General features: G+C 73.7%; 22 protein-coding genes. 8 read left to right on the plus strand and 14 right to left on the minus strand.

All coding sequences use genetic code 11. From position 1 onward, the window contains the following. Positions 1-61 precede the first annotated feature (61 nt). The 3 genes from B7L92_RS10960 to B7L92_RS10970 all read right to left on the minus strand — a co-directional run bounded on the left by B7L92_RS10960 (position 62) and on the right by B7L92_RS10970 (position 3364). Positions 62-1126 (minus strand): SDR family NAD(P)-dependent oxidoreductase, encoded by a 1065-nt coding sequence (locus B7L92_RS10960; protein ID WP_255310865.1) that lies wholly within the window; start codon positions 1124-1126, stop codon positions 62-64. A 323-nt stretch (positions 1127-1449) separates the two neighbouring features. Next, the gene (locus tag B7L92_RS10965; protein WP_081237242.1) at positions 1450-2298 is read right to left on the minus strand and encodes an SDR family oxidoreductase; all 849 of its coding nucleotides are present in this window, start codon (positions 2296-2298) and stop codon (positions 1450-1452) included. Between the two features lie 406 nt (positions 2299-2704). Then, a complete protein-coding gene (locus B7L92_RS10970; protein ID WP_304364701.1) occupies positions 2705-3364 on the minus strand; it encodes a ScbR family autoregulator-binding transcription factor in 660 nt (219 codons plus the stop codon). A 568-nt stretch (positions 3365-3932) separates the two neighbouring features. Here B7L92_RS10970 and B7L92_RS10975 point away from each other — a divergent pair. Then, positions 3933-4613 carry an HAD family hydrolase gene (locus B7L92_RS10975; RefSeq protein WP_081237257.1) on the plus strand — a complete coding sequence of 227 codons (681 nt, stop codon included), beginning with the start codon at positions 3933-3935 and terminating at the stop codon, positions 4611-4613. A gap of 58 nt (positions 4614-4671) precedes the next feature. Here the strand turns inward: B7L92_RS10975 and B7L92_RS10980 are convergent, their stop codons facing one another. The 4 genes from B7L92_RS10980 to B7L92_RS10995 form a co-directional block, all read right to left on the minus strand. Beyond that, positions 4672-5184: an O-acetyl-ADP-ribose deacetylase gene (locus B7L92_RS10980; protein WP_081237244.1), complete on the minus strand. Its 513-nt coding sequence runs from the start codon at positions 5182-5184 to the stop codon at positions 4672-4674. Next, entirely contained in the window at positions 5181-6590 is a 1410-nt protein-coding gene (locus tag B7L92_RS10985) for a phytoene desaturase family protein (RefSeq protein WP_081237258.1), read from the minus strand. Before B7L92_RS10985 ends, B7L92_RS10980 begins: the two co-directional genes overlap by 4 nt. 76 nt (positions 6591-6666) lie before the next feature. Continuing rightward, positions 6667-7512 (minus strand): inositol monophosphatase family protein, encoded by an 846-nt coding sequence (locus B7L92_RS10990; protein ID WP_081237245.1) that lies wholly within the window; start codon positions 7510-7512, stop codon positions 6667-6669. Between the two features lie 100 nt (positions 7513-7612). Further along, the gene (locus B7L92_RS10995) at positions 7613-9439 is read right to left on the minus strand and encodes a gamma-glutamyltransferase family protein (RefSeq protein WP_081237246.1); all 1827 of its coding nucleotides are present in this window, start codon (positions 9437-9439) and stop codon (positions 7613-7615) included. A 347-nt stretch (positions 9440-9786) separates the two neighbouring features. Here B7L92_RS10995 and B7L92_RS11000 point away from each other — a divergent pair, with 347 nt between their 5' ends. Beyond that, positions 9787-11178 (plus strand): MFS transporter, encoded by a 1392-nt coding sequence (locus B7L92_RS11000; protein WP_081237259.1) that lies wholly within the window; start codon positions 9787-9789, stop codon positions 11176-11178. Positions 11179-11378: 200 nt separating this feature from the next. Here the strand turns inward: B7L92_RS11000 and B7L92_RS11005 are convergent, their stop codons facing one another. The 7 genes from B7L92_RS11005 to B7L92_RS11035 all read right to left on the minus strand — a co-directional run bounded on the left by B7L92_RS11005 (position 11379) and on the right by B7L92_RS11035 (position 18984). Beyond that, the gene (locus B7L92_RS11005; RefSeq protein WP_081237260.1) at positions 11379-12638 is read right to left on the minus strand and encodes an amidohydrolase; all 1260 of its coding nucleotides are present in this window, start codon (positions 12636-12638) and stop codon (positions 11379-11381) included. Between the two features lie 107 nt (positions 12639-12745). Then, entirely contained in the window at positions 12746-13420 is a 675-nt protein-coding gene (locus B7L92_RS11010) for an N-acetylmannosamine-6-phosphate 2-epimerase (RefSeq protein WP_081237247.1), read from the minus strand. After that, positions 13417-14400: an ROK family protein gene (locus B7L92_RS11015; RefSeq protein ID WP_081237248.1), complete on the minus strand. Its 984-nt coding sequence runs from the start codon at positions 14398-14400 to the stop codon at positions 13417-13419. The genes B7L92_RS11010 and B7L92_RS11015 overlap by 4 nt, the downstream gene beginning before the upstream one ends. Continuing rightward, positions 14397-15356, minus strand: coding sequence for a dihydrodipicolinate synthase family protein (locus B7L92_RS11020; protein ID WP_081237249.1), 960 nt, complete (start codon positions 15354-15356; stop codon positions 14397-14399). The genes B7L92_RS11015 and B7L92_RS11020 overlap by 4 nt, the downstream gene beginning before the upstream one ends. A gap of 85 nt (positions 15357-15441) precedes the next feature. Continuing rightward, positions 15442-16923 (minus strand): exo-alpha-sialidase, encoded by a 1482-nt coding sequence (locus B7L92_RS11025; RefSeq protein ID WP_081237250.1) that lies wholly within the window; start codon positions 16921-16923, stop codon positions 15442-15444. Between the two features lie 25 nt (positions 16924-16948). Next, positions 16949-17971 (minus strand): acetylxylan esterase, encoded by a 1023-nt coding sequence (locus tag B7L92_RS11030; protein ID WP_081237251.1) that lies wholly within the window; start codon positions 17969-17971, stop codon positions 16949-16951. A 260-nt stretch (positions 17972-18231) separates the two neighbouring features. Next, positions 18232-18984, minus strand: coding sequence for a FadR/GntR family transcriptional regulator (locus tag B7L92_RS11035; RefSeq protein ID WP_081237252.1), 753 nt, complete (start codon positions 18982-18984; stop codon positions 18232-18234). A gap of 185 nt (positions 18985-19169) precedes the next feature. Here B7L92_RS11035 and B7L92_RS11040 point away from each other — a divergent pair, with 185 nt between their 5' ends. The 6 genes from B7L92_RS11040 to lplAB all read left to right on the plus strand — a co-directional run bounded on the left by B7L92_RS11040 (position 19170) and on the right by lplAB (position 26337). Next, positions 19170-20723 carry an ABC transporter substrate-binding protein gene (locus B7L92_RS11040; RefSeq protein WP_081237261.1) on the plus strand — a complete coding sequence of 518 codons (1554 nt, stop codon included), beginning with the start codon at positions 19170-19172 and terminating at the stop codon, positions 20721-20723. A gap of 81 nt (positions 20724-20804) precedes the next feature. Then, complete coding sequence (locus tag B7L92_RS11045) at positions 20805-21755, plus strand: ABC transporter permease (protein ID WP_081237253.1); 951 nt, start codon at positions 20805-20807, stop codon at positions 21753-21755. Beyond that, positions 21755-23728 (plus strand): dipeptide/oligopeptide/nickel ABC transporter permease/ATP-binding protein, encoded by a 1974-nt coding sequence (locus tag B7L92_RS11050; protein ID WP_081237254.1) that lies wholly within the window; start codon positions 21755-21757, stop codon positions 23726-23728. The genes B7L92_RS11045 and B7L92_RS11050 overlap by 1 nt, the downstream gene beginning before the upstream one ends. Then, positions 23725-24777 (plus strand): oligopeptide/dipeptide ABC transporter ATP-binding protein, encoded by a 1053-nt coding sequence (locus B7L92_RS11055; RefSeq protein ID WP_081237255.1) that lies wholly within the window; start codon positions 23725-23727, stop codon positions 24775-24777. Before B7L92_RS11050 ends, B7L92_RS11055 begins: the two co-directional genes overlap by 4 nt. Before the next feature lie 167 nt (positions 24778-24944). Then, a complete protein-coding gene (locus tag B7L92_RS11060; RefSeq protein ID WP_081237256.1) occupies positions 24945-25130 on the plus strand; it encodes a hypothetical protein in 186 nt (61 codons plus the stop codon). A gap of 142 nt (positions 25131-25272) precedes the next feature. Further along, on the plus strand, positions 25273-26337 hold the full coding sequence (gene lplAB / locus B7L92_RS11065; protein ID WP_016823925.1) for a lipoate-protein ligase LplAB: 1065 nt from the start codon (positions 25273-25275) through the stop codon (positions 26335-26337). Positions 26338-26388: the final 51 nt, after the last annotated feature.

A 26388-nucleotide genomic window follows, 5' to 3' on the forward strand; every position in this document is an offset into this window, starting at 1 on the left:
CGGGCCGGCACCGTGGTGGCCCGGCGCGCCGACGCGGTGGCCCGGCGCGCCGCTCCCGGGTTCAGACCAGCCGGTGGCCGGGGTCCTGCGCCACCGGGTCGTCGCCCGCCATGGCCAGGCAGGTGGCGCGCAGGGCGGCGACGACGGCCCGGTCCTCGCCCCAGGCGTCGAGTTCCGGGCCGTCCCCCGCCTTCAGGGCCGGCACCGGCACTTCCATGATCTTCGGATGCACGTGCCGGACCGGGAACTCGGAAGGGGCCACCAGCGCCTCGGTGAGCTTTTCCCCCGGCCGCAACCCGACGTAGCGGACCGGGAGTTCCGCACCGGCGTGCGCGATGAGCCTTCTGGCTATGTCGAGGATCCGGACCTGTTCCCCCATGTCCAGCACCAGGGCGTGGCCGACGCTGCCCAGCGCGGCCGACTGGATGACCAGTTCCACGGCCTCCTGGACGGTCATCAGGTAGCGCGTCACCTCGGGGTGGGTGACCGTCACCGGTCTGCCGGCCGCGATCTGCCGGGCGAAGACGTCGAGGAAGGACCCCTGGCAGCCGAGCACGTTGCCGAAGCGCACGCTCACGTACGGCCTGCCCGCCTGGATCGCGGCCGCCGCGGTGAGTCCCTCGGCTATGCGTTTCGAGTATCCGAGCACCCCGACCGGATCGACCGCCTTGTCGGTCGAGATGTTCACCAGGAACGCGACGTCCGCGGCCAGGGCCGCCTCGAGTACCGCTCGGGTGCCGAAGACATTCGTCTTGACGGCTTCCCCGGGGAACTTCTCCAGGATGGGCACCCATTTGAGGGCCGCCGCGTGGAAGACGGTGTCCGGCCGGCACTGCTGGAACAGCCGGGCGAGCCCTCGGGAGTCCCTGATGTCCGCGAGGAGGATGGAGGTCCGCACCGACGGGGAGACGTTCCCGATGCTGGTGGCCGCCAGGTGGAGGGCCGTCTCGTTCCGGTCGAGCATCATGAGGCTCTCGGGTTCCCACCGGCTGAGCTGCCGGCACAGCTCCGATCCGATGTAGCCGCCGGCTCCGGTGACCAGGATCCGCCGGCCGCGCAGTAATCCGGCGCTGCTCTCGAGGCCGGTTCTTATTCGTTGGCGGCCGATCATCCTCTCGAGGTCCAAGGTGAGAGGTCCACCGGTCGGAAAGTTCGCGTCGTACCCCACGGAATTATCGCCAAACATGCAGTCACACTTCCTTTTTGACAAGAGTCATGACTGACGTGCCGACCCACACGACGAACGGGACCGACGTATCGTCTTGGTGCTTTCCTCACCGGCACCACCGCGTTCCCCCACCGGCGCCTGCGCACGGGGATCACATTCCGGCGGCCGGGTCGCCACCCGCTGCGCCGGCTCCGCCGACGTCGGACGTGCCCTCTTCCGACACCCAAGGACGACCGCGAAAATCACTTTATCGAGGCGCGGCGCGGTGCGGGTGAGTTTTCTCAACTGACGCTCCCCGCACCCGGAACGCCGGGGCCGAGGAATTCGCGCGCACCCCGCAACCGGGTCCGGAGCCGGGCCCGCGTGGCATCGGTGACGAGACGGATGTCGAGGTTCCCCGGCGGGGCCACCTCGCTCCGCAGACCGGCCGGCAGCCGGGCCGGGTCCAGTCCGTCCCGCCGGGCTATGAGGACACCCAGGTCGTGGCGGTTCATCGCGTCCGGTCCCGCCACGTGGAACACCCCGGACCCGTCCGACTCCGCGATCTCCAGAAGCGCGGAGGCCAGATCGTCGACGTGGACCGGACAGCGGACGTCGTCCGTGAACAGGACGCCGGCGCGCCGGTCGGCCGCCAGGGCGTGCACCGCCTCCTCGTGGGCGGACCGGTTGTGCCCCACGATGAGCGAGGTGCGCACCACGGCGGCCTCGGGCACGGCCACCCTGACGGCCGTCTCCGCCGCGGCCTTGGCCGCGCCGTACGGGGAGACGGGGTCGGGGAGGGCCTCCTCCGGGTAGTGGACGTCGGCTCCGGAGAACACGGCGTCGGAGGAGACGTGGACCAGCCGGCAGCCGGCGCGCGCCACCTCCAGGGCGAGGCGGGCCGCGCCGTCGGCCGTGACCGCCCAGTCGGCGTGTCCGCTCGACGCGTTGATCACCGCGGCCGGCCGGGTCCGGGCCAGCACCTCTCCCATCCGCCCCGGGTCACGGAGGTCGGCCCGGTACCAGGTGACCGGCGGCAGTTCCTTGGGGCGGGTCCGGTAGGTCGCGGCCACGTCCCACCCGGCGGCCACGGCCCGGCGGAGCACCTCGTACCCGAGGAAGCCGCTCCCGCCGGCGACAAGAACTCTCACGCACCGCCCCCCCTGACGTCCGGCCCGCCCCCGATCGCGCCCCAGAAGTACGGGGACGACGGCCTGTGCGGCCGTGTCGAGCCGTGGTTCCTGTGGGCCCGATGCTACTGAAGGCCACCGAGCGACGGGGAGAGTGAGTGCTTTCCCTCTTCGGTCCGAGCCGGCCGACGCGGAGGGCGGCCCGCAACGGCTCCCGGCGGCAGGAGACCGGCGGCCCCGAGCGGTCCTCCGCACGGCGGAACACCGGGCTCGCGGTCCGAAGCGTTCGCCCGGGGGCGCCCGGCCGGTGCCACCGGCCGGGCGGCGACGGCCCGTCCCGCACCCGGTCCCGGGGCGGGCGGCGTGCCGTCCCGCCCGTCCCGGTCGGGCGGGTACGCCCCCGTCGGGTACGGCAGGGTGCGCCCCGTCAGGTACGGCAGGCAGCCGGGTTCTCCGGCCGGGCGGGGGTCCCCGCCCGCACACGGGCGAGCAGGGCGGCCGGGTCCGGGTCCGCCTGCAGGGACCGCAGCACCAGCGTCCACCACTGCTCCAGGCGCTCCCTCCAGCCCAGCCCGCCCGGCATCTCGTCGGTCAGGGTGCAGAGTCCGAAGAACGCGCAGACGAGCGTCACGGCCGCGGCCGACGGCTCGACCCCTTCCGCGAGTTCGCCCCCGGCGCGGGCCTCGGCGAGGAGCCGGGTGGCAGCCGCCGCCCAGGCGTCGAACGGCGTGGGCACGGCGGCCTCGATGGTGCGGCGCTCCGCCCACAGCCGGGCACCGGCACGTGCCACGACGTCCTCGCTGAGGGACTGCGCGACCCGGAAGCTGAGGCCGACCAGCTTCTCCAGCGGAGGAACACCGGGCGTGGCGTAGGCGTCGGCGAGCTGCGGCCAGGTGGCGAACTGCTCGCGGACCACGGCCAATGCCAGCTTCTCCTTGCTGGAGTAATGGAAATAGATCGCCCCGCTGGTTCTTCCCGAGTGATCGCTTATGTCATTGACGCTCGTTCCGGCATATCCCTGTTCAACGAACAGATGTGCCGCTGTTTCCAGCAGCACTTTGCGGGTTGCACGCGCCCTGTCCTGCACTTCTGCTCCACCTTCGCTCACACACGCCGACGCCACGACGGAAAAGTCCAGGCGCCCCCCGGAGGCAGGGTCGCAGCGCGCGAAGATCTTATTATTCTTCGGCCGTGTGCGCCGCGCGGGCGACTTCACGCAACACGCCCTTCCGTCCGGCCGAATCGATGCGAACGGGCGCGGGAACTCCGCACCGATCAATGCCGCGGCACCCCGGAGGCGCCTCCCACCAGGCCCGTTGGTCGCGTTCCGGGCGCTCCGGCCCCTCCTCCCGTCCCGTGCGCGGGAGTCGGCCGCCTTCGACCGAGGCATGCACATACACCCGAATCGGTGATTGTGGAAATCGAAGAAGCGAAATTAACATAACGGGCACGATGTTTTTCGGCGTGGTCGAAAGTGACGACCCGCGCCCGCCATGACGCGCCCACGGCGCGCTCAGCCGAGTCCACGTGGCCGCAAACGGCCGTGCGACATCACCCGTTTCCGCTCATTTCCGCGAGTGGACCACCCGCACCCCGGCACCCGCCTGCGCCCGTGCACCGAACCGGTCGACGCAGCCTCCCAGAACGGCAGTCACATGACAGCTCATCGCATCCTTTCCTGGTCCCCCTCCGCCATCGTCTTCGACTGCGACGGAACCCTGATGGACACGGAACGACACTGGCAGGAGGCCCGGAACCTCACCTTCCGGGCGTTCGGCCTGAAACCACCGACCGGGTTCGCCGACCGCGCCAAGGGCATGCACTACACCGAGTGCGGAGCGCTCATGGCCGAAGAGACCGGGAAACCGGGCCTCGTCGGGGAGTTGACCGACACGCTCCTCGGCACCTTCACCACCCTGGTCGACCAGGACCCCGTCACCATGCCGGGGGCCGCCTCGCTGGTCCGGCTGGCCTCTCGCCACCGCCCTCTCGCGGTGGCGAGCAACTGCCCCCGGGAGGTGGTGGAATCGTGCCTCTTCCGGGCCGGGCTCCTCGACTGCTTCGGCCACGTCGTGGTCGCCGGCGGGGACGTACGGCCGAAGCCGGAACCCGACGTCTACGCGCTGGCCGCCCGTCTCTGCGGCGTCCCTCCCGAGGAGGCTCTGGCCGTGGAGGACTCGCTCACCGGTATGGAGTCGGCCCGCCGGGCGGGCCTCCGCGTCATCGGCATCGGACCGCGCCCACCGGGGCCGGAGGCGGAGAAGGCCGATCTGTGGGTCGCGAGCCTCGCCGACGGCGAGCTGCTGTCGTGGGCCCGTACCCGGATCGGCGAGTAGGACGCCCCGGGGCCCCGTCGCACAGGGCCCCGGGCGGAAGGGGCGAACCGCGGTTCCGTCAGCGGAGCCGGGCGGCGAACGCCGCGTACGCCTGCTCGTCGAAGAGGACGAACCGGATCTCCTCCACCGCGGTTTCGGCACCGCGCACCGTCTCCACCGCGATGCGCGCGGCGTCCTCCATCGGCCAGCCGTAGACACCGGTGGAGACGGCCGGGAACGCGACGGTGCGCGCGCCGAGTCCGTCGGCGACCCGCAGCGACTCCCGGTAGCAGGAGGCCAGCAGCGCCGAGCGGTCCTCCTCGCGGCTGAAGACCGGACCGACGGTGTGGATCACCCAGCGGGCGTCCAGGTCACCGGCGGTGGTGGCGACGGCCCGGCCGGTGGGCAGGCCCCCGCCGTACCGAGAAGCACGGAGGCGGCGGCACTCCTCCAGGATCGCCGGGCCGCCCCGGCGGTGGATCGCGCCGTCGACGCCGCCTCCGCCGAGCAGGGACGAGTTCGCCGCGTTGACGATCGCGTCGGCGCTCTGGCGGGTGATGTCGCCCCGGACGAGGGTGAGGGTGGCGCTCATGTCTGCCGCAGCCTCCTCCAGACGGCCTTCGCCGCGTTGTGTCCCGACATGCCGTGCACCCCGGGGCCGGGCGGGGTGGCCGAGGAGCAGATGAAGACCGCGGGGTGCGGGGTGGCGTACGGGAACAGGGACGGTCTGGGGCGCAGCAGGAGCTGGAGTCCGGAGGCCGCGCCGGTGCCGATGTCGCCGCCGACGTAGTTGGCGTTGCGGGCGGCGAGTTCGGGCGGGCCGGCGGTGGCGCGAGCCAGGACGCGGTCGCGGAAGCCCGGTGCGTAGCGCTCCAGTTGGCGCTCGATGGCGTCGGTGAGATCGCCGGTCCAGCCGTGCGGGACGTGGCCGTAGGCCCAGAAGACGTGCTTGCCCGCCGGCGCCCGGGTGGGGTCGGCGACGCCGGGCTGCACGGTGATGAGGAACGGCGCGTCGGGGGCCCGGCCCTCCCGGGAGGCGGCGCGCAGGGCGGCGCCGATCTCCCCGCTGTCCGCGCCGATCTGCACGGTCCCGGCGACGCGGGCCTCGGGCGCGGTCCACGGCACCGGGCCGTCCAGCGCGTAGTCGATCTTGAAGACGCCGGGGCCGTACCGGTAGTTCGCGTAGGTGCCGCCGAAGCCGGCGATGCGGGCCAGGGCGGTGGGCGAGGTGTCGAAGACGTAGGCCCGGGCGGGCGGCAGGTCGTCGAGGCGCTTGACCTCGTAGTCGGTGTGGACGCTGCCGCCGAGGTCCTTCAGGTACGCGGCGAGGGCGTCGGAGAGCGCCTGGGAGCCGCCGCGGGCCACGGGCCAGCCGCGGGCGTGCGCGGCGAGGGCGAAGACGAGGCCGACGGCGCCGGTGGCGAGACCCCCGAGGGGGGCCATCACATGGGCGACGAGCCCCGCGAACAGGGTCTTGGCCCGCTCGTCGCGGAAGCGGCGCATGAGCCAGGTCGACGGGGGCAGGCCGACCAGGCCGAAGCGGGCGAGGGTGACCGGGTCGCGGGGCAGCGCGGTCAGCGGCAGGGACATGAAGTCGCGGACCAGAGTGTCCCACTTGGACAGGAAGGGCGCGACGAGTCGGCGGTACGGGCCGGCGTCGCGCGGGCCGAAGGAGGCGGCCGTCTCGCCGACCGACCGGGACAGCACGGCCGCGGTGCCGTCCGGGAAGGGGTGCGCCATGGGGAGCCGCGCGTGCATCCACTCCAGCCCGTAGCGCTCCAGCGGGAGGGCTCGGAAGGCGGGCGAGTTGATGCCGAGGGGGTGCGCGGCGGAGCACGGGTCGTGCCGGAAGCCGGGCAGGGTGAGCTCCTCGGTGCGGGCACCGCCGCCCACGGTGTCCCTGGCCTCGAACAGGGCCACCGAGAAGCCGCGCCGGGCCAGCTCCACGGCAGCGGTCAGCCCGTTCGGCCCCGCACCCACCACGACCGCATCGAGCATCGACGGCACCTTCGGACTCCTTCGTCAGCCGACGGCCACTGGCATCAGGATATGCCGGGGCGCCGGTACCGGGAGATCAGGCTCCTTCCGACAGCAGCCCCACCACCCGCTGTGCCGTGGCCGCGTCGCGGGCCACGGTGAAGGGGAGGGTGTTGCCGCCGGTGATGCGGAAGGGCTCGCCCGCGCGGGTCAGATGGGTGCCGCCCGCCTCCTCCACCAGGAGCAGACCGGCCGCGTGGTCCCAGGCGGCTTCCCAGGAGAAGGCGGTGGCGTCGGACTCGCCGCGGGCGACGGCCAGGTACTCCAGGCCGGCCGAGCCGCAGGGACGGGGTGCCACGCCCTCGGTCCGCAGGGCGAGCAGGGACCGCTTCTGTTCGTCCGTGGTGAAGTCCGGGTGGGAGGTGGCCACGCGCAGGTCGCGGCCGGGTTCCGGGAAGCCCGCGCGGAGCCGTTCGCCGTCGAGGTGGGCGCCCTTCCCCCGTACGGCCGTGGCGAATTGCTGGCGGGCCGGGGCGAAGGTCCAGGAGGCGTACAGGACTCCGCGCCGGGCGAGGGCGACCAGGGTGCAGAAGCCGGTGTCGCCGTGCACGAACTGCCGGGTGCCGTCGACGGGGTCGACTATCCAGACCGGCGCCTCGCCCCGAACCGCCTCGTACGACGCCGGGTTGGCGTGCACGGCCTCCTCGCCCACCACGACCGAGCCGGGCAGCAGGGCGGTGAGCGCCTCCGTGAGGTACAGCTCCGCCTTGCGGTCGGCGTCGGTCACGAGGTCGTGCGGGCCGCTCTTCAGGTCCACCTCGTGTTCGGCGAGCCGGCGCCAGCGCGGCATGATCTCCTGCGCGGCGGCCTTGCGGACGGCTTCCTCCACGGCGACGGCGTGCTGGGCGAGAAACTCTTCGATGGTTTCGTTGTCCTCGATCATGCCTCCATGAGACCACGCCCGGCCGACGTTCCCCACCGTCCCGGTGCACTCCGGGGGGAATCGGCATGAATATGGGGTGCCGGACCGCGGGCGGGTGGGCTCAGCGGCCCACCGCGTAGCCCTGCATGCCGCGCGGATTCGCCGCCGCCGAGAGGACGCCCGTCCCCGGATCCCGGGCGACCGCGCACAGCCGGCCCTCCGACCAGGCGGCGCCGACCGTCACGTCGTGGCCGCGGCGCCGCAGTTCCGCCACCACCGCGGGGTCCGTGCGGGACTCGACGGTGACGCTGCCGGGGCGCATGCCGCGCGGGTAGAAGGAGCCGGGGAAGCTGTCGTTGTGCCAGTTGGGCGCGTCGATCGCGCCCTGGAGGTCGAGGCCGCCGCGCACCCGCCCGCGCAGCGCGACCGCGAGGAAGAAGTGCAGCTGCCACTGGTCCTGCTGGTCCCCGCCCGGCGTGCCGAACGCCATGACCGGCACGCCGTCGCGCAGCGCGAGGGACGGTGTGAGGGTCGTGCGGGGACGGCGGCCCGGGGTGAGCGTGTTGGGCAGCCCTTCGTCCAGCCAGGTCATCTGGAGCCGGGTGCCGAGCGGGAAACCCAGCTCGGGGACGACGGGGTTGGACTGGAGCCAGCCGCCGCTGGGCGTGGCCGCGACCATGTTGCCCCAGCGGTCCACGACGTCGAGGTGGCAGGTGTCGCCGCGGGTGAAGCCGTCGCCCAGGACCTGGGGCTCGCCCGGCACGGGGGACGTCGGCAGCTTGGCGACCGTCGGCTCGCCGACGCCCATCGGGCCGGCGCCGGGTTCCTCGGCGGCCGCCCCACGCGCGTGGGCGCTCAGCCGCGGGACGCGCCCGCCGGGGCTGCCGGGCCGCAGGTCGTGGGAGGCGCGGGGACCGATCCCGGCCCGCCGCTCGGCGTTGTACTCGGCCGACAGCAGGTCGTCGAGGGGCACCTCGGCCGCGTCGCCGTACCAGGCCTCACGGTCGGCCATGGCGAGCTTGCAGCCCTCGATCAGCAGGTGGACGTAGTCGGCGGAGCCGTAGGGGGGCAGTTCCGGCGGGAGCAGGGCGAGTTGCTGGAGCAGGACCGGGCCCTGGCTCCAGGGACCGGCCTTGCACACGGTCCAGTCGCCGAAGTCGTGGGTCACCGGGGGCTCGTAGGTCGCCGACCAGGCGGCGAGGTCGGCGGCCGTCAGCGTGCCGGTGCGGTGCTCGCCGCTGGTGTCCAGGGTGGGGCGCGCGGCCTGCCGGACCAGGGCCTCGGCGATGAACCCGGTGCGCCACACCTCCCGTGCGGCGTCGATCTGCTCCTCCCGGTCGCCCGCCCCGGCGACCTCGGCCAGCAGCCGCTTCCAGGTGGCGGCGAGGGCGGGGTTGCGGAAGAGCTCGCCGGGGCGCGGCGCCCGGCCGCCGGGCAGGTACACCTGGGCCGAGGAGGTCCACTCCGTCTCGAACAGCTCCCGTACGGTCTCCACGGTCGCGCCGACGTTCTCCACGGGCGCGTGCCCGTGCTCGGCGTAACCGACGGCGTACTTCAGGACGTCGGCGAGGGGCTTGGTGCCGTGGTCGCGCAGCAGGAGCATCCAGGCGTCGAAGGCACCGGGGACGGCGGCGGCGAGCGGCCCGGTCCCGGGCACGAGTTCGAGACCGAGTGCCCGGTAGTGGGCGGCGCTCGCCCCGGCCGGCGCGACGCCCTGTCCGCACAGCACCCGTATCCCGCCCCCGGCCGGCGCGAGCAGGATCGGCACCTCGCCGGCCGGGCCGTTGAGGTGCGGCTCGACGACGTGCAGCACGAAGGCCCCCGCGACGGCGGCGTCGTAGGCGTTGCCGCCGTCCTCCAGGACGGCCATCGCCGACTGCGAGGCCAGCCAGTGGGTGGAGGACACCATGCCGAAGGTGCCCTGGAGGGTGGGTCGGGTGGTGAACATACGGCCTCTCACCTCGGTGTTCGCTCGCGTCGGCCGGACCGGTCGGCGCTCGGGTCGGTCATGGGGAGGCGCGGGGAGGTACGAGCCGGAACCCCCTCCGCGTCCCCCGCAGGCTACCGATGGCCCGGCGCTCCTCCCCCCGCCCGAGCGGTCGGCCCGGGCGCCCGCCGGATCGGCCTTCCGTCCGAGGTCCCCGTGCGGCAGGACGGGCAGGGCCCCGTGCGGCCGACCCGGCTCCGGCGATATGCCGCATTGTTCCCTTATGGTGTCCTTTGATCTGGAACCTTCACGGACGGAACGGAGTGGGGGCCGTGGCGTTCGCGGAACCGGCCGGTGACGGTGGGTCCATGTCCTCTCCCGCGCCGGCCCCCGGGTCCGGGCGACGGTCCCGGGCACCGCTGCTGGCGGTGTGCACCGGGTACTTCATGGTGATCCTGGACGTGACGATCATCAACGTCGCCGTGCCGGTGATCGGCCGGGAACTGTCGGCCTCGCTCACCGGCATCCAGTGGATCACCGATGGGTACACCCTGGTCTTCGCCGGGTTCCTGCTGACCGGTGGCGCGCTGGGCGACCGGCTGGGCAACCGCCGGGTCTTCTGCTCGGGCGTGGTGGTGTTCACCGTGTCCTCGGCCGCGTGCGCGCTCGCGCCGAGCACCCCCTTCCTGGTCGCGGCCCGGCTGGTGGAGGGGCTCGGCGCGGCGCTGATCGTGCCCGGTTCCCTGGCCCTGCTCCAGCAGTCCTACCCGGCGCCGGCCGCACGCTCGCGGGCCTTCGGGCTGTGGGGTTCGATGGCGGGCATCGCGGCCTCCGCCGGGCCGCTGCTGGGCGGACTGCTCGTCTCCACGGCGGGGTGGCGCTGGGTGTTCCTCATCAACCTGCCCGCCGGCCTGGCCTGCCTGGTGCTGACACTGCGGCACGTGACCCGCTCGCCCCGGCGCGCCGCGCGGTCCCTGGACTGGCCGGCGCAGTGCGCGGTCGTGGCGGCCGTGGCGCTGCTGACCGCGGCGCTCAACGAGGCCGGGCGGCGGGGCTGGTCCGATCCGGCCGTCCTCGCCGGGGTGGGCCTGGCCGCGCTGGCCGCCGCGGCGTTCGCGGTGCGCGAGCGGCTGGCCCGGTCCCCCGTCCTTCCGCTGAGCCTGCTGCGGTCCCGCGCGATGAGCGGCGGAGCCGCCATCGGCCTGCTGTTCAACTTCGGCTTCTACGGCATGGTGTTCACCGCCAGCCTGGAGTTCCAGCACCAGCGCGGCTACAGCGCCCTCGGCACCGGGCTGGCGCTGTTCCCGGCGGTGGCGATGACCATGTTCGCCTCCGTCCTGTCCGGGCGGCTGGCCCGCCGCACCGGTGATCGGCCCCTGGTGGTCTCCGGCATGCTCCTGGCCGCCCTGGGGCTGGCCGGCTGGGCCTCGGCGGGAGCCGACCCCGCCTACCCGCTGCTGGTGGTCCCGATGATGGCGGCGGGGTTCGGTACCTCTTTCGCCCTCACCGGTTCGACCGCCACCGTGATGGGGGCCGCGCCCCCGGCCTACTCGGGGGCCGCCTCCGCCCTGTTCAACACCGCGCGCCAGATCGGCAGCGCCACCGGCGTGGCGATCGGCGGCAGCCTGCTCGCCACGGCCACCCACTACACCACCGGGCTGCGCATCAGCATGGCCATCGGCTCGCTCGCCTACCTGGCCGCCGCGGGCCTCGCGTGGCTGTGCGTGCCGGCGAAGCCCGAAGGGGGCAGAGCCCCTTGAGGCCGCCGACAGGCCGGGGCGGCCTCACCTCAGCCTCCGCCTCCGCCGCACAGGCGTTCCCCGAGGAACACGGCACGCGTCGCACGGACCGGGCGGGGTTCCGCTGACGCGATCCCCCATGAGCGCGGCCCCGCCTGCACCGGCCGGCACCCCTTCCCCGAGGAGCCCGGGACCCCGGGGAGCCCGAGCGGAACCGACGCCTACTGCCCCGGGGCCAGCCAGGCGAGCGCGGCCGCGGTGAGGGCGGTGACGCCGGTGTCGAGGGTGGGCTGGAGGACGGGGGCGAAGCGGGGGCTGTGGTTGACCGGGACGTCCTGGGAGAGGGTGCCCTTCTCCACCGCGTCCGCGTACCGGGCCGGATCGGTGCCGCCGATGCACCAGTAGGTGTACGGGACGCCGAACGCGCGGGGGATCTCGCTCATGTCCTCGCTGGCCGTCTGCAGATCGGCCGTGTGCACGCCCTGCTCGAAGCAGGCGGCGAAGGCCCGGGTCACCGTGTCGGTCGCGTCCCGGTCGTTGACGGTGGGCGGGAACGCGGACAGGCGCTCGAACTCCGGTTCCCGGGGCGCGCCGGACGCCTGGGCCTCCGCCCGCACGATCCGCTCGATCGCCGCGAGCACCTGCTCGCGCACGGCGGGGTCGTAGGTGCGCACGTTCAGCTGGAGCACCGCGCGGTCGGGGATGACGTTCGGCCCCGATCCCGCCTGGATGCTGCCGACGGTGAGCACCGCCGGAGTGGTGGCCGCCAGCTCGCGGGAGACCACCGTCTGCAGGCGGACGACGCACAGGGCCGCCATGACCACCGGGTCGACGGCGGCCTGCGGCGCCGAACCGTGGGCGCCGCGCCCGTGCAGGGTGACGCGCAGGCTGTCGGCGGCCGACAGGAAGGAACCGGCCCGGGTCCCGACGTAGCCGGCCGGGTAGGGCAGGACGTGCTGCGCCAGGACGACGTCCGGCCGGGGCGACACGTCGAGCAGACCGTCGTCGATCATGGCCCGGGCTCCGTCCCCGTTCTCCTCCGAGGGCTGGAAGAGCACCACGAGAGTGCCCCGCCAGGCCTCGGACGCCCGGGCCATGAGCTGGGCGAACCCGACCATCGCGGCCACGTGGACGTCGTGGCCGCAGGCGTGCATGACCGGCGTCCCGACGCCGTCGCGGTCGACGGCGGTGACCTCCGACGCGTAGGGGAGCCCGGTGGCCTCCCCCACGGGGAGCGCGTCCATGTCCGCGCGGAGCATCACGGTCGGCCCGCTCCCCCGGGTGAGCACGCCGAGGACACCGGTGCCGCCGATGCCCTCGGTCACGGCGTAGCCGGCCCGGCGCAGGGCGTCCGCCGCCTTCCCCGCCGTGCGGTGTTCCTGCAGCCCGAGCTCGGGATGGGCGTGGAGGTCCCGGTAGAGGGCCTCCACGCCGGGCCGGACGGCGTCCAGGCCGGCGAGGACGGTCGTGACACTGTTCATGGGGTCGGCCACCTTCCGGTACGTCCTGCGGGAGCACACCACCATGGTGTGTTCCCCTCACGCACCGCGCCTTTCCGGAGGTGCGGCACAACCCCCGCGTCTCCCGGTCAGGCGGTGAGTCCGTCGACGAAGGCCCTGGTCAGCGCGGTCGGTGCCGTGATGGCGGTGCCCACGACGACGCTCAGCGCGCCCGCCGCCAGCGCCTCGGCGGCCTGCTCCGGGGTCGCGATCCGGCCCTCGGCGATCACCGGGACGGGGAGCGCGGCGGCGAGGTCGGCGACGAGCGCCAGGTCCGGGGCGTCCTGGCGGGGGGAGCCCGGCACGTATCCGGACAGGGTCGTCCCGACGAAGTCGGCGCCCTGCTCGGCTGCCGCGCGGCCCTCGTCGAAGGTCGACACGTCGGCCATGACCCGGGCGCCCGCCGCGTGGACGGCCTCGACGAGCTCCGCGAAGGTGCTGCCGTCGGGGCGCGGGCGCGCGGTGGCGTCGGCCGCGACGACCGCGGCCCCCGCCTCCACGAGGGCGAGCGCGTGGCGCACGGTCGGGGTGATGTAGACGCCCGTGTCGCCGTCCTTCCACAGGCCGATCACCGGGAGGTCGGTGGCCGCGACGGTGGCCGCGACGACCTCCGGTTCGTTGACGCGTACGGCCGCCGCGCCGCCGGCCTGTGCCGCGAGGGTCATGCGGACCAGGGTGTCGGTGTGGCGCATCGGGTCGCCGGGCGGGGCCTGGCAGGACACGATCAGCCGGCCCTTCAGGGTGTCGGCCAGGGACAGGGTCATCGGAGGGCTCCGGTGGTGTGCGGATGGTGCAGGGGCAGGGTGCGGGGCAGGGCGGCGGCGCCCAGGACCGCGGCGTCGGGGCCGCCGCGCGGCGGGACGGGACGCAACTCCCGCAGCGGGGGCATGAGTTCGGCGGCGAAGGCCGCGGCCAGGGCCTCCGTGTACAGCGGGCCGATGCGGGGCACCCCGCCGCCGACGACGACGCGGTCGGCCCCCAGTGTGTTGGCGAGGCCGCCCAGGGCGCGGCCGACGGCCTCGGCGCCGAGGACGATGGCCGCGGTGGCGTGCGGTTCGCCCCCGGCGGCGCGGGCGGCCACCGTCTCCAGGCGGTCGGCCGGGACGCCGCTCATCCGGGTGTAGTGGGCGGTGATGCCGGGTCCCGCCGCGATCGCCTCGAGGTGGCCGGTGGCGCCGCAGGTGCAGGGCAGCCCGTCGGCCTCGGGACTCGGCAGGTGGCCGAGGTGCCCGGCGATGCCGGCCGCCCCGTGCAGCATGCGCCCGGCCGCGGCGACGGCGCCGCCCACGCCGGTGCCGACGGCCGCGTAGACCAGTGTCGTCCCTCCGCCGTGCGGGGCCCCGCCGTGGCCGGCCGCTTCCCCGTGCGGGGCGGCCAGTTCCGTGGCGGCGGCGGCGCGCACGTCGTTGTCGCAGGCCACCGGAAGGCCGGTGCGGGCGGCGAGGCCGGCGGCCAGGGCGGTGCCGGCCCAGCCGCGGATCGTGTCGGTCGCACTGGTGACGGTGCCGGTGGCGGGGTCGATCACCCCGGCGGCGGCGACGCCGAGCGCCGTGGTGCCCGGCGCCCGGACCGCCCGGGCGGCCTCGGCCAGCGCGTCGAGCACCGCCTCGGCCCCCTCGGTCGCCGGGGTGGGCAGGGAGTGCCGGTCCAGGACGGTGCCGTCCTCCGCGACCAGGGCGGCGGCGATCTTCGTGCCGCCCAGGTCGAGGCCGATCACCGGTGCGTGCGGGTGCCGTGCCGTCATCGGACCGGGAGCAGCCCGGCGCCGCGCAGTCGCTCCTCGACGCGGGCGATCGACGCGTCGCCCAGCTGGATCTGCGGGGCGGCGGTGGTGCCGTGGGCGAACACCCCGAGCAGGCGCAGTGCGTGCTTGAAGGCGCCGATGGCGGAGGAGTTGCGGCCCATCTCGTCCTCCGGGCCGGCGTCGACCATGCCGAACAGCTCGACGAGCCGCTCCTGTTCCTTCACCGCGCGGTCGTAGTCGCCGCCGCGCACGGCGTCGTGGAGGCGCACGTATCCGGCGGGGTCCACGTTGCCCAGGCCGGGGACGACGCCGTCGGCGCCCGCCAGCAGGGCGGCGTCCACGGTGAGTTCGGATCCGGTGAGGATGCTGAAGGCGGGGGCCGGGCCGTCGGCGCGGCCGCGGCGCCCGCCGAGTTCGACGAGGAGCCGGCGCAGGGAGCCCTCGTCGCCGCTGCTGTCCTTGAGGCCGGCGAGCGTGCCGTCCGCGGCGAGTTCGCGCACCAGGGCGGTGGAGAGCTTGCTGTGCACGGAGACCGGGAGGTCGTAGGCGTACAGGGGCAGGTCGACGCGGGAGCGGAGGGTGCGGAAGTGGCGGGCGATCTCGCGGGGGTGGGTGCGGGCGTAGAAGGGCGCGGTCGCGACCAGGGCGTCGGCGCCGGCCTCGCGGGCGGCCTCGGCGTGGGCGAGCACCCGGGGCGTGGTCATGTCGATGACACCGGCGAGCACCGGGACGCGGCCGGCGACGGCCTCGACGACGGTCCGCAGCACGACCTCCCGCTGCCGGTCGGTGAGGAAGGCGACCTCGCTGCTGGAGCCGAGGGCGAACAGGCCGTGCACTCCCCCGCGCAGGAGGTGCTCGACGTGCCGGGCGAGTGAGGCGGTGTCGACCTCGCCCGATGCGTCCAGGGGGGTGCAGACGGGCGGCACGACGCCGCGCAGCGGCTGGGACGAGGACATGAGAGGGGCTCCTGGGTGGTGCGGTACTGGTACGAGAGTCAACGGGCCGCCCGCGCGAGGCGTCGCGCGGGCGGCCCGGGACGGGCTAGGGCGCGGTGACGGTGAGCGTGCCGTCACCGTAGGACCGCTGCGATCCGCGGACCAGGTAGGTCGCGGTCGTCGGCACGGTGCCCGCGGTGGCGTTCGCGGGGACGGTGACGGGGATCCTCATGTTGGCGCCCTGGCCGGGCCTGAGCGCGGGCACGGTCACGCTCGGGGCGCTCCAGCCCGACGGCAGCTCGAGGGAGACCGAGCCGGCGGGGAGGTCCTTGTCGTTCTGGCTGACGACGCGGACGGTGACCTCGGTGGTCCTCCCGGCGGGCAGGGAGGCGGGCGGGGTGAGGGTGACGGGCGCGCAGACGCCGCCGAGCCACTGCAGGTCGAAGGAGGAGTAGGTGATGTGCCGGTAGTTGTCGCGCTCCCACAGCAGGCCGACCCGGGGGTTGGCCGCGGTGCCGTCGCTGAGCGGGGTGAGCGTGGAGTAGGCGGCCGAGCCGGACTCGACGGTCCTGCGCACCGGCCAGTTCTGCCCGTTGTCGCAGGAGAGCCGGACGGTGAGGTTGCTGCGGCTGTTGGTGGTGGCCGTGTTGCTGAACATCAGCCAGGAGGCGCGCGGGTGCGAAGCGGGCACGTCGGGCGCGAAACGCATGACGGAGCCGTTGTTGGCGGGGTCGGGCAGTTCCCGGTCCTGCTGGAACGGCGTGTAGGTGACGCCGCCGTCGGTGGAGTGGGCGACCGTGCGGTAGGGCGCGGAGCGGTTGTTGAGCATGATCCGGCCGTCGGAGAGTTCGACGGTCTTGTTCTCGTCGCCGCCGGGGCCGACCGGGGTGCCCATCTTCCAGGTGGCGCCGTGGTCGTCGCTGTAGGCGCTGACCGCGTAGTTGGCGCCGTTGTTGCGGATGGCGTACTGCTGGATGAGGCGGCCCTTGTGGGTGCCGTGGCGCAGCTGGATGCCCTCGCCGGAGGCGGCGAACATGCCGGCCCAGGCCGGGTCCTTGATCTCGGCGGTGATCCGCTCGTGCTTCCAGGTCAGGCCGTCGTCGTCGGAGTAGCTGTAGTCGGCCTGGAGGACGTTCGGGTCGTTCTCGTCGTTGCCGGTGGCCGAGCCGAAGAAGCCCTGGTTCACGGAGGCGGCGTAGAAGACGAAGATGCGGCCGGTCTCGCGGTCGACGAGGAGGCTGGGGTCGCCGTAGCCCTTGGGGGCGGCGTCCTTGCGCACGACCTGCTGCGCCTGCCAGGTGGCCCCGCCGTCGGTGCTGCGCCGCAGGACGACGCCGAGGTTGCCGGGCAGGTCGGCGAGGGTGGGCCGGGCGTCGTACGCGGCGATCAGGGTGCCCTTGGTGGTACGGGTGAGGGCGGGGATGCGGTAGTAGGGGGAGCCGGTGCCCGCGGTGGCGATGTCCTGGGAGGTGAGGGTGCCGGCGGCGGCGACCTGCCGGTCGGCGGTGTACGCGGTGGGGGTGCCGGCCGCGAGCAGGGCCAGGGCGGCGACCGCGGTGGTGGCGGCCAGGGTGGCTCTACGCTGCATGAACGTGCCCCTTCTCGGGTGAGGATCAGGCGGGTCGGAGGTCGTGCAGGGTGGAGAGGTCGGGTGCGGTGGCGAGGCGGGGGGTGTGGAACAACCGCTGCACCCAGGCGAGTTGTTCGCGTCGGTGGTGGCCGCCGCCGCCCTCGTGGCCGTTGAACTCGTAGACGCGCAGGTCCTTCGGTCCGCCGTAGCGGTGGTAGGCGGCGAAGCAGGTGGAGGGCGGGCAGACCTCGTCCATCATGGCGATGGAGAAGAGCGACGGGGCGGTGGCGCGGGCGGCCAGCACGGCCGCGTCGACGTAGGACAGGGTGGTGAAGACGGTCCCGGTGCGGTCGCGGTGCAGGCGCAGGTACTCCGCGATCTCGGTGTAGGGCGGTGCTCCGGCGATCAGCGCGCCGCGCCGGATGTCGCACAGGAACGGCACGTCGGGCATGACGCCCGCGAGACCCGGCAGGAGTCCGGCCACCGCGAGCGAGATGCCGCCGCCCTGGCTGATGCCGGTGACGACGACGCGGGCGGGGTCGACGGCGGGGTGTGCGCGGGCGGCCTCGGTGAAGCGCACGGCGTCGGTGAACACGCGCCGGTAGTAGTGGTCGTGGGGATCGGTCAGGCCGCGGGTGAGGAAGCCGGGGACCTCGCCGTTCAGGGTGGCCGTGTCGGGGGTGTCGCCGCCGGCCGTGGACCAGCCCTGGCCGCGGGTGTCCATGATGAAGTGCGCGTGACCGGCGTTGGCCCACAGGACCTGCTCGTGGGCCAGGCCGCGGCCACGCCCGTACCCGAGGAACTCCACCACGCAGCCGAGCGGGCCGTCGGCCCCGGCGGGCAGGTGCAGCCAGCCGCGGACGGGCTCCCCGGCGAAGCCGGGCACGGTCACGTCGTAGGTGACGACCTGGGTGAGCCCGGTGTCCACCCGGGTGTGGCGGGTGGCGCCGCCGGCCGCACGGGCGGCGAGGAGGGTCTGCTCCCAGAACGCGTCGAGGTCGGCGGGTTCGTCGAGCTCGGGCCGCAGTGCGAGGCACTGCTCGAGCGTGAGGTCCGTCAGTGGCATGGAGAGGGCCCCGTCGGGTGAGACCTGCGCGCGGCGCGGCGCGGAGGGGGATCGGATCGGGAGGTGTCCCGAGGGCGGTCGGGAGGTGCCTCAAGGGCAGACGTCTGATGTCTGCTGTCCTGGGACCTTAGAGATCCGGATGACGGCCGTCAAGTGTCCCGCCGACCGGTGCGCCCGCTCCGGGCGGTACCCGGACGGAGCGGCGCCGCACGGCGCGGGCGGCCCCGGACGGGGGCCGCCTACGCCGACGGAGGGCCGGGTCAGCGGCGGGCCCGGGCCTCGTCTATGCGCTTGCGCACCGGCGCGTAGTGGTCGGTCAGCGCCGCCGCGAACTCCGCGGGGTCGCGGTCGCGGACGGCGTCCACGATGCGCTGGTGGTTGGCGATGGTCGCCGCCTCGTGCTCGTGCGTGAACACGTCGAGGTGGGGCGCGACGATGACGTAGACGTCCCAGAACGCCGAGGAGAGCTGCCCGATGAGGTCGTTGCCGAGGGGAGCGAGGAGCAGGGTGTGGAAGGCCCGGTCGGCCTCGACGAACCCGTGCCCCTCCCCGGCGCCGGCCCTGCGCATCTCGTCGACCAGTCCGTCCAGGCGGGCGATCTGGTCGTCGCTGAGGGAGCCCACCAGCCGCTCGGCCATGCCGCGCTCGAACAGCTCGCGCACCTCGATGAGGTCCGACATGACCTGGAAGTCGTCGTCGGGGCTCAGCAGACCGCGGAAGGCCAGGCTCTCCACCAGGGCGGACAGGCTCAGCCTGCCCACGTAGGTGCCGTGGCCGTGCCGCACCTCGACGATGTCGAGCGCGGTGAGGATCCTGATCGCCTCGCGCACGCTGGAGCGGCTGGCGCCGAGCGCCTCGCACAGCGCGGGCTCGGTCGGCAGCAGGTCCCCGGGGCGCAGCTCGTTGCGCAGGATGTAGGACTTGATGCCGTCGACGACCTCCTGCCGCAAGGGCTGCCGAACCGCCTTGGCCTCCGGCACCAACCGTTTGATCGCACCTTGTCCCACCGCCACCTCTTGACCCCTCTCCCTCATCGGGCTACGTTCCCACGCTATCAAGCATCAGACATCAGACGTCTGACGCATGCTCAATGAGATACTTTCGCGCCCGCCTCTCCTCGAACCGCCCATCATGCCTTCCCCGCCAGGAGGAATCCTTGTCCGCGCGCACCTCAGCCGGCGTCGACCGCCGCACCTTCATGAGATACACGAGCGCCCTCGGTGTGGCGACCGCGATCACCGCGGGCCTGTCGGCCTGCGGCGGTCCGGGCAGCACCGGAGACGACTCCGGCGGTTCCGGCGGCGCGACCGACACCATCGAGGCCGGGCTCTCCTACCCCCTCTCCACGGGCTTCGACCCCATGATCACCTCCGGCGCGACCCCGTTCGCCGCCAACATGCACATCTTCGAGGGCCTGGTGGACCTCGACCCGGCCACGCTCGTCGCCCGGCCGGCCCTGGCCACCGAGATGCCCCAGAAGATCAACGCGACCACCTACCGGGCCACCCTGCGCGAGGGCGCCACCTTCCACGACGGCTCGGCGGTCACCGCGGACGACGTGGTGTTCAGCTTCGAGCGCGTCCTCGACCCGAAGAACGCCTCGCTGATGGCGCAGTTCGTGCCCTTCATCGACCAGGTGAAGGCGGTCGACGCGTCGACGGTCGAGTTCAAGCTGAAGCACCCCTTCGCGCTCTTCCCGTCGCGCATAGCCGTGGTGCGCATCGTGCCCGAGAAGATCGCCGGCGCCGACGCCAAGGCCTTCGACGCCAAGCCGGTCGGCTCGGGCCCGTACCGCTTCGTGTCGGCGGTCCGCAAGGACAAGATCGTCATGGAGGCGTACGACAAGTACAACGGGCCGCACCCGGCCAAGGCCAAGAAGATGGTCTGGCACCTGATGTCCGACCCCTCCGCCCGGGTCAGCGCGCTCAAGTCCGGCCGTGTGCAGGCCATCGAGGACGTGCCCTACATCGACGTCAAGGGCTTCACGGGCAAGGACAAGGTGGAGTCCGTCCAGTCCTTCGGACTGCTCTTCCTGATGTTCAACTGCAAGGACGAGCGCTTCGCGGACAAGCGGGTGCGCCAGGCCCTGCACTACGCGCTCGACACCGAGAAGATCATTTCCACCGCCCTGCTGGGCAACGCCGAGCCCGCCACCGGGTACGTGCCGGCCACGCACCCCGACTACCACCAGGCCGCCACCGTCTACGGCCACGACCCGGCCAAGGCCAGGAAGCTGCTGAAGGAGGCGGGCGTGGAGAAGCTCTCCTTCACGCTGCTGCTCACGGACACCGGCTGGGTCAAGGACATCGCGCCGCTGATCAAGGAGAGCTGGGCCGCGGCCGGCATCGAGGCGAAGCTGGACATCGCCCAGTCCCCCGCCCAGTACGCCAAGGTCGACAAGGGCGACTTCGAGGCGCTGGCCGCGCCGGGCGACCCGTCGGTCTTCGGCAACGACGCCGATCTGCTGCTGCGCTGGTTCTACTACGGCTTCTGGCCGGAGAAGCGGTACGGCTGGACCGGCTCCGACGCCTACAGGAAGACCAGGTCGCTGCTCGACAGGGCCGCCTCGGAGGCCGACGCGGAGAAGCGCAGGCACCTGTGGGCCCAGGTCACCGACCTGGTCGCCGACGAGGCGGTCCTGTACCCGGTCCTGCACCGCAAGCTGCCCACCGCCTGGCGGGACGGCACGCTGCCGGGCTTCGAGCCGCTGCCCACCACCGGTCTGTCGTTCATCGACGTCGGCCGCGCCTGAGCCCGTACGCCCGCTCACGGGTCGCCGTCACTGCCCGCCGGGCAGCGGCGGCGGCCGGCCCCAATCCCTAGGAACCTCACGATGGTTGCATTCCTCCGGCTCGCGCTGCGCCGCGTCGCGATGATGCCGGTGATGGTGCTCGGCATCGCGCTGCTCGTGTTCGTGGTGCTGCAGTTCTCGCCGGCCGACCCCGCGTACAACGCGCTCGGTGACAGCGCGAGCCCCGAGGCGCGTGCCGCGTTCGCCGAGGAGCACGGTCTCGACGACCCGCTACCGGTGCGGTACTTCGCCTTCCTGGGCGATCTGGTGCAGGGGGACCTCGGTGTCACCGTGCCGCCGAGCCAGCCCGTCGCCGACCGGATCGCCACCGCGTTCCCGCTGACCCTGCAGCTGACGCTGCTCGGCCTCTCGCTGGCCATCGTCCTGGCCCTGGTCTTCGGCGTCACCAGCGCCGTCCACCGCGACCGCTGGCCCGACCAGGTCTTCCGGGTGCTGTCGATGGTCGGCATCGCCCTGCCCTCGTTCTGGCTCGGTGTCCTGCTCATCCAGCAGTTCGCGCTGAACACCCCGGTCTTCCCGACCGGCGGCTACGTCAATCCGGCCGACTCCTTCTCCGGCTGGCTGGAGAGCCTCGCCCTGCCCGCCGTCGCCCTCGCCCTGCCGGTCGCCTCCTCACTGGCCCGCCTGGTCCGCACCTCGATGGTCGCCGAACTCGACCGCGACTACGTGCGCACCGCCCGGGGCAGCGGTCTGCCGCCGTTCCTGATCATCCGGTCGGTGCTGCGCAACTCCCTGATCACCCCGCTGACCGTGCTCGGCGTCAAGGTCGGCTACATGCTCAGCGGCGCCGTCGTCATCGAGGCGATCTTCGACCTGCCCGGCATGGGCAAGCTGATCCTCGAGGGTGTCACCGGGGGCGACGTCGGCCTGGTCCAGGGCACCGTGCTCACCATCGCGGTCGCCTTCCTCGTGGTCAACGTCGTCGTCGACCTGCTCTACCTGCTCGTCAACCCGCGCATCAGGACGGTGTGATGTTCGCCCCACGCTCCCTCGCCGAGCGGCTCCGGCCCGGCACCCGCCTGCGCCGCCTGCCCGTCCCTTCCCGCATCGCGCTCGGGGTCCTCCTCGTCGTCGTCCTGGGCGCGGTCCTCGCGCCGCTGCTCACCCAGGACCCGCTCGCCACCGGCACCCCCGCCCAACCGCCGAGCGCCGACCACTGGTTCGGCACCGACCGGGCCGGCCGCGACGTGTTCGCCCGGGTCGTGCACGGTGCGCGCTACTCCCTCGTCATCGGCCTCGGCGCGACGTTCCTCGCGCTGGTCATCGGCTCCTTCCTGGGCGCCCTGGCGGCCACCTCGCGCAAGCTCGCCGACGAGTCGGTGATGCGCACCCTCGACGTCGTGATGTCGTTCCCGCCGATCGCCCTGGCCGCCGTCCTGGTCGCGGTGTTCGGGCCCAGCGTCCCGGTCATCATCTTCACCATCGCCTTCGTCTACTCGCCCTCGCTCGCCCGCGTCGTGCGGGCCAACGTGCTGGAGCAGTACGGCGAGGACTACGTCGCCGCGGAGCAGGTCATCGGTGCCCGCCGCGGCTACATCGTCGCCCGGCACGTCGCCGTCAACTGCGCCGCGCCGGTCCTGGTGTTCGCGACCGTCATGGTGGCCGACTCCATCATCTTCGAGGCCAGCCTGTCCTTCATCGGCGCCGGTGTGCAGGACCCCGACCCGAGCTGGGGCAGCGTCCTGGCCTACGGCCGGCAGATCCTGCTCTCGGGCGGCTGGTGGGCGACCCTCTTCCCCGGTCTGTGCCTGCTGATCACGGTGCTCGCGCTGAACGTCCTGTCCGAGGGCATGACGGACGCCGCCGCGTCCCCGGACAAGGCACGCGCCGACGGCGGCGACACCGTCGAGAAGACCGCCGCCGTCGAGCCGGCCGCCGACCGGGCCGAGGCGGACGCCGCGCTCGCCGCGCTCGCCGCCCGGATCGAGGCGACGGAACCCTCCGTCGAGCCGCTGCCCGAGGACGCCCCCGACCTGCTCGTCGTGCGCGACCTGTCGATCCGCTTCCCCGACCGCTACGGCGACATCCGCGTCGTCGACGGCATCTCCTTCACCGTCCGCGAGGGCGAGACCCTGGGCCTGGTCGGCGAGTCGGGCTGCGGCAAGTCGATCACCAGTCTGGCGATCATGGGCCTGCTGGCCCGCAACGCCGAGGCCGAGGGCGAGATCCTCTACCGGGGCCGCGACCTGCTGAAGCTGTCGCCGAAGGAGCGCCGGGCACTCATGGGCCCGGAGATCGCCATGGTCTACCAGGACGCCATGTCGTCGCTGAACCCGTCGGTGCTGATCGGCACCCAGCTCAAGCGGCTCACCTCGCGCGGCGGCACCCGCACCCCCGCCGAGCTGCTGGAACTGGTCGGCCTGTCCCCCGAACGCACCCTGCGCAGCTACCCGCACGAGCTGTCCGGCGGCCAGCGCCAGCGCGTGCTGATCGCCATGGCGCTCTCCCGCAGCCCCCGGCTGCTCATCGCCGACGAGCCGACGACCGCGCTGGACGTCACCGTGCAGGCCCAGGTCGTCGAGCTGCTGGTCGAGCTGCGCGACGAGCTCGGCTTCGCGATGGTCCTGGTCTCGCACGACCTGGCCCTCGTGGGCGACCTCGCGCACCGGGTCGCCGTGATGTACGCGGGCCAGGTCGCCGAGGCCGGCGACACCCGCTCCCTGCTGACCGACCCGGCGCACCACTACAGCCGCGGGCTGCTCGGTTCCGTCGTCTCCCTGGAGGCGGGCGCGGACCGGCTGCACCAGATCCGCGGTGTGGTGCCCGCGCCGAAGGCGTTCGGCACGGGCTGCCGGTTCGCCTCCCGCTGCGCCGCCGCCACCGAGCTGTGCGCCACCACCCCGCCGCCCGCCGCCGGCCGCGACGGCGCGCGGGACCACCTGTACGCCTGCCACCACCCGGCGCCCGCGCACGGTTCGGCCAAGTCGCTGGAAGGTGCCCGATGACCGCCCCGGAGGACACCGTGATGGAACCCCTCGTCCGGCTGGACGGCATCCACGTCCGGCACAAGGCCCGCAGCGGCGGCCTCCTGCGCCGGGACGCCGTGCACGCGCTGACCGACGCCTCCCTGGAGGTCCGGCGCGGCGAGATCCTCGGCCTGGTCGGCGAGTCGGGCTGCGGCAAGTCCACCCTGGCCCGGGTGGTCACCGGACTGCAGCGCCCGACGGAGGGCCACGTCCACTTCAAGGGCCAGGACCTGTGGACGATGCCCGCGGCCGAACGCCGCACCCGCTTCGGGGCCTCCGTCGGCGTGGTCTTCCAGGACCCCTCCACCGCGCTGAACCCGCGGCTGCCCGTGCGCCGGATCCTGCGCGACCCGCTGGACGTGCACGGCCGGGGCACGAAGGCCGAGCGCGAACAGCGCGTCGAGGAGCTGCTGGACCTGGTCGGACTGCCCGGCCACACCCTCCAGGCGCTGCCCGGCCAGCTCTCCGGCGGCCAGCGCCAGCGCGTGGCCATCGCCCGCGCCCTGGCCCTGGAGCCGGAGCTGATCGTCGCCGACGAGCCCACCAGCGCCCTGGACGTGTCGGTGCGCGCCCAGATCCTCAACCTCCTGGTGGACCTGCGCGCCCGGCTCGGCCTCGCCATGGTGTTCATCTCCCACGACGTGCAGACCGTGCGCTACCTGTCCGACCGCATCGCCGTGCTGTACCTCGGCCGCGTCGTCGAGGAGGGCGGGGCGGCGCAGGTCGCCGGCGACTCCCGGCACCCGTACACCGAGGCGCTGCTCTCGGCCACGCCCAGCCTGCTGGAGCGCCCCGAGCGCATCGTGCTGCACGGCCCGGTGCCCTCCGCGACGAACCCGCCCTCCGGCTGCCCGTTCCGCACCCGCTGCTGGAAGGCCGACGACGCGTGCGCCACCGCGTTCCCGGCCGCCGCGGGCACCCCGGACGGACACCGCTGGCACTGCGTGCACCCCCAGCCGGGGGCGGAGCCCGTCGCGGTGTCCGTGCCCGGGGGTGCCGTGTCCGGGAGTGCCGCGCACGGCGCGTGACGGCCGCCGGGCGGTGCTCCGTCGCCGCGTACCGCCCGGGGCGGGGGCCGTCGTCCTCCTCTCCTCCCCCTGACCTGCGGGCGACCGTCCGGACCGCGGGCGCCCGGCGGTGTTCAACCGGGTCGGGAGGGGGACCCGGGGCGGGGGAAGCACGGAGGGAGTCCGACATGGCCGACGACGACTTCTACACACGTGACCGCCCGGAGAACCCGGGGCTCCCGGAGGACCGTCCCAGGGGCGGCGGCCCGGAGGACACATCGGCCCGGAGCGGGACCCGTCGGGGAAAGCAGGTGTGGGTCATCATCGGGCTCATCGCCCTGCTGATCATCCTTCTGGCGCTCCTGATGCCCTGAGCCGCCACCGGCCCGTCCGAGGTCCGGCCCGTCCGGTCGCCCCGGGCGGGACCGTCCGTGCGCGGCCGCGGCCCCGCGCCGGCCGGGAACACCGCGACCGCCTCCGCTGTTGACCCTCAGCGGTACAACGAAAGGCGGAGCCGTGCACGGTGAGTACAAGGTCCCCGGCGGCAAGCTCGTCGTCGTGGACGTGGACGTGGAGGACGGCGTGCTGCGCCGCGTACGCGTGGCGGGCGACTTCTTCCTCGAACCGGACGAGGCGCTCGACGCCGTGAACCGCGCCCTGGACGGGGCCCCCGCCGACACCGACGCCGCCGGGCTCGCCGCGCGGATCGACGCGGCCCTCCCCGAGGGGACCGTGATGTACGGGCTGACCTCGGAGGGCGTCGGCATCGCGGTGCGCCGCGCGCTCGCGCACGCCACCGACTGGACCGACTACGACTGGCAGGTGATCCACGAGGGCCCGCAGGCCCCGGCGCTGCACATGGCGCTGGACGAGGTGCTCACCGCCGAGGTCGCCGCGGGACGCCGGCCGCCGACGCTGAGGGTGTGGGAGTGGGGCGCCCCGGCCGTGATCATCGGCAGCTTCCAGTCCCTGCGCAACGAGGTCGACCCCGAGGGCGCCCGGCGGCACGGCATCGAGGTCGTGCGCCGGATCTCCGGCGGCGGCGCGATGTTCGTGGAGCCCGGCAACACCATCACCTACTCCCTGTCGGTGCCCGAGGCGCTGGTGCAGGGGCTGTCCTTCCAGGACAGCTACGCCTACCTCGACGACTGGGTGCTCGGCGCGCTCGGCGACATGGGGATCAGGGCCTGGTACCAGCCGCTGAACGACATCGCCACCGACCAGGGCAAGATCGCCGGCGCCGCCCAGAAGCGGATCGTGGGCCCGGACGGCGGCCCCGGCGCCGTACTGCACCACGTGACCATGGCCTACGACATCGACGCCGACAAGATGCTCGACGTGCTCCGCATCGGCAAGGAGAAGATGTCCGACAAGGGCACCAAGAGCGCGAAGAAGCGGGTGGACCCGCTGCGCCGGCAGACCGGCCTGCCGCGCGAGACCGTCATCGACCGCATGATCGACTCCTTCCGCGCCCGGTACGGACTCGCCCACGGCAAGGTGACGGACGAGGAACTGGCCCGCGCCCGGGAACTGGCCCGGACGAAGTTCACCACCCCGGAGTGGACCGCCCGCGTGCCGTGACGGCGGGCGCGCACCGCCTCTTCGCGGGGCCGGCCCGGCACGTGCCGGGCC

The sequence above is a fragment of the Streptomyces viridosporus genome (genome assembly GCF_002078235.1).
Lineage (GTDB): Bacteria > Actinomycetota > Actinomycetes > Streptomycetales > Streptomycetaceae > Streptomyces > Streptomyces viridosporus.

Excerpts from the sequence above, each read along its gene's own strand:
- B7L92_RS10975 (WP_081237257.1), top strand. The coding sequence starts at position 3,933 with ATGACAGCTCATCGCATCCTTTCCTGGTCCCCCTCCGCCATCGTCTTC.
- B7L92_RS10980 (WP_081237244.1), bottom strand. The coding sequence starts at position 5,184 with ATGAGCGCCACCCTCACCCTCGTCCGGGGCGACATCACCCGCCAGAGC.
- B7L92_RS10985 (WP_081237258.1), bottom strand. The coding sequence starts at position 6,590 with ATGCTCGATGCGGTCGTGGTGGGTGCGGGGCCGAACGGGCTGACCGCT.
- B7L92_RS10990 (WP_081237245.1), bottom strand. The coding sequence starts at position 7,512 with ATGATCGAGGACAACGAAACCATCGAAGAGTTTCTCGCCCAGCACGCC.
- B7L92_RS10995 (WP_081237246.1), bottom strand. The coding sequence starts at position 9,439 with ATGTTCACCACCCGACCCACCCTCCAGGGCACCTTCGGCATGGTGTCC.
- B7L92_RS11000 (WP_081237259.1), top strand. The coding sequence starts at position 9,787 with ATGTCCTCTCCCGCGCCGGCCCCCGGGTCCGGGCGACGGTCCCGGGCA.
- B7L92_RS11005 (WP_081237260.1), bottom strand. The coding sequence starts at position 12,638 with ATGAACAGTGTCACGACCGTCCTCGCCGGCCTGGACGCCGTCCGGCCC.
- B7L92_RS11010 (WP_081237247.1), bottom strand. The coding sequence starts at position 13,420 with ATGACCCTGTCCCTGGCCGACACCCTGAAGGGCCGGCTGATCGTGTCC.
- B7L92_RS11015 (WP_081237248.1), bottom strand. The coding sequence starts at position 14,400 with ATGACGGCACGGCACCCGCACGCACCGGTGATCGGCCTCGACCTGGGC.
- B7L92_RS11020 (WP_081237249.1), bottom strand. The coding sequence starts at position 15,356 with ATGTCCTCGTCCCAGCCGCTGCGCGGCGTCGTGCCGCCCGTCTGCACC.
- B7L92_RS11025 (WP_081237250.1), bottom strand. The coding sequence starts at position 16,923 with ATGCAGCGTAGAGCCACCCTGGCCGCCACCACCGCGGTCGCCGCCCTG.
- B7L92_RS11030 (WP_081237251.1), bottom strand. The coding sequence starts at position 17,971 with ATGCCACTGACGGACCTCACGCTCGAGCAGTGCCTCGCACTGCGGCCC.
- B7L92_RS11040 (WP_081237261.1), top strand. The coding sequence starts at position 19,170 with ATGAGATACACGAGCGCCCTCGGTGTGGCGACCGCGATCACCGCGGGC.
- B7L92_RS11045 (WP_081237253.1), top strand. The coding sequence starts at position 20,805 with ATGGTTGCATTCCTCCGGCTCGCGCTGCGCCGCGTCGCGATGATGCCG.
- B7L92_RS11050 (WP_081237254.1), top strand. The coding sequence starts at position 21,755 with ATGTTCGCCCCACGCTCCCTCGCCGAGCGGCTCCGGCCCGGCACCCGC.
- B7L92_RS11055 (WP_081237255.1), top strand. The coding sequence starts at position 23,725 with ATGACCGCCCCGGAGGACACCGTGATGGAACCCCTCGTCCGGCTGGAC.
- B7L92_RS11060 (WP_081237256.1), top strand. The coding sequence starts at position 24,945 with ATGGCCGACGACGACTTCTACACACGTGACCGCCCGGAGAACCCGGGG.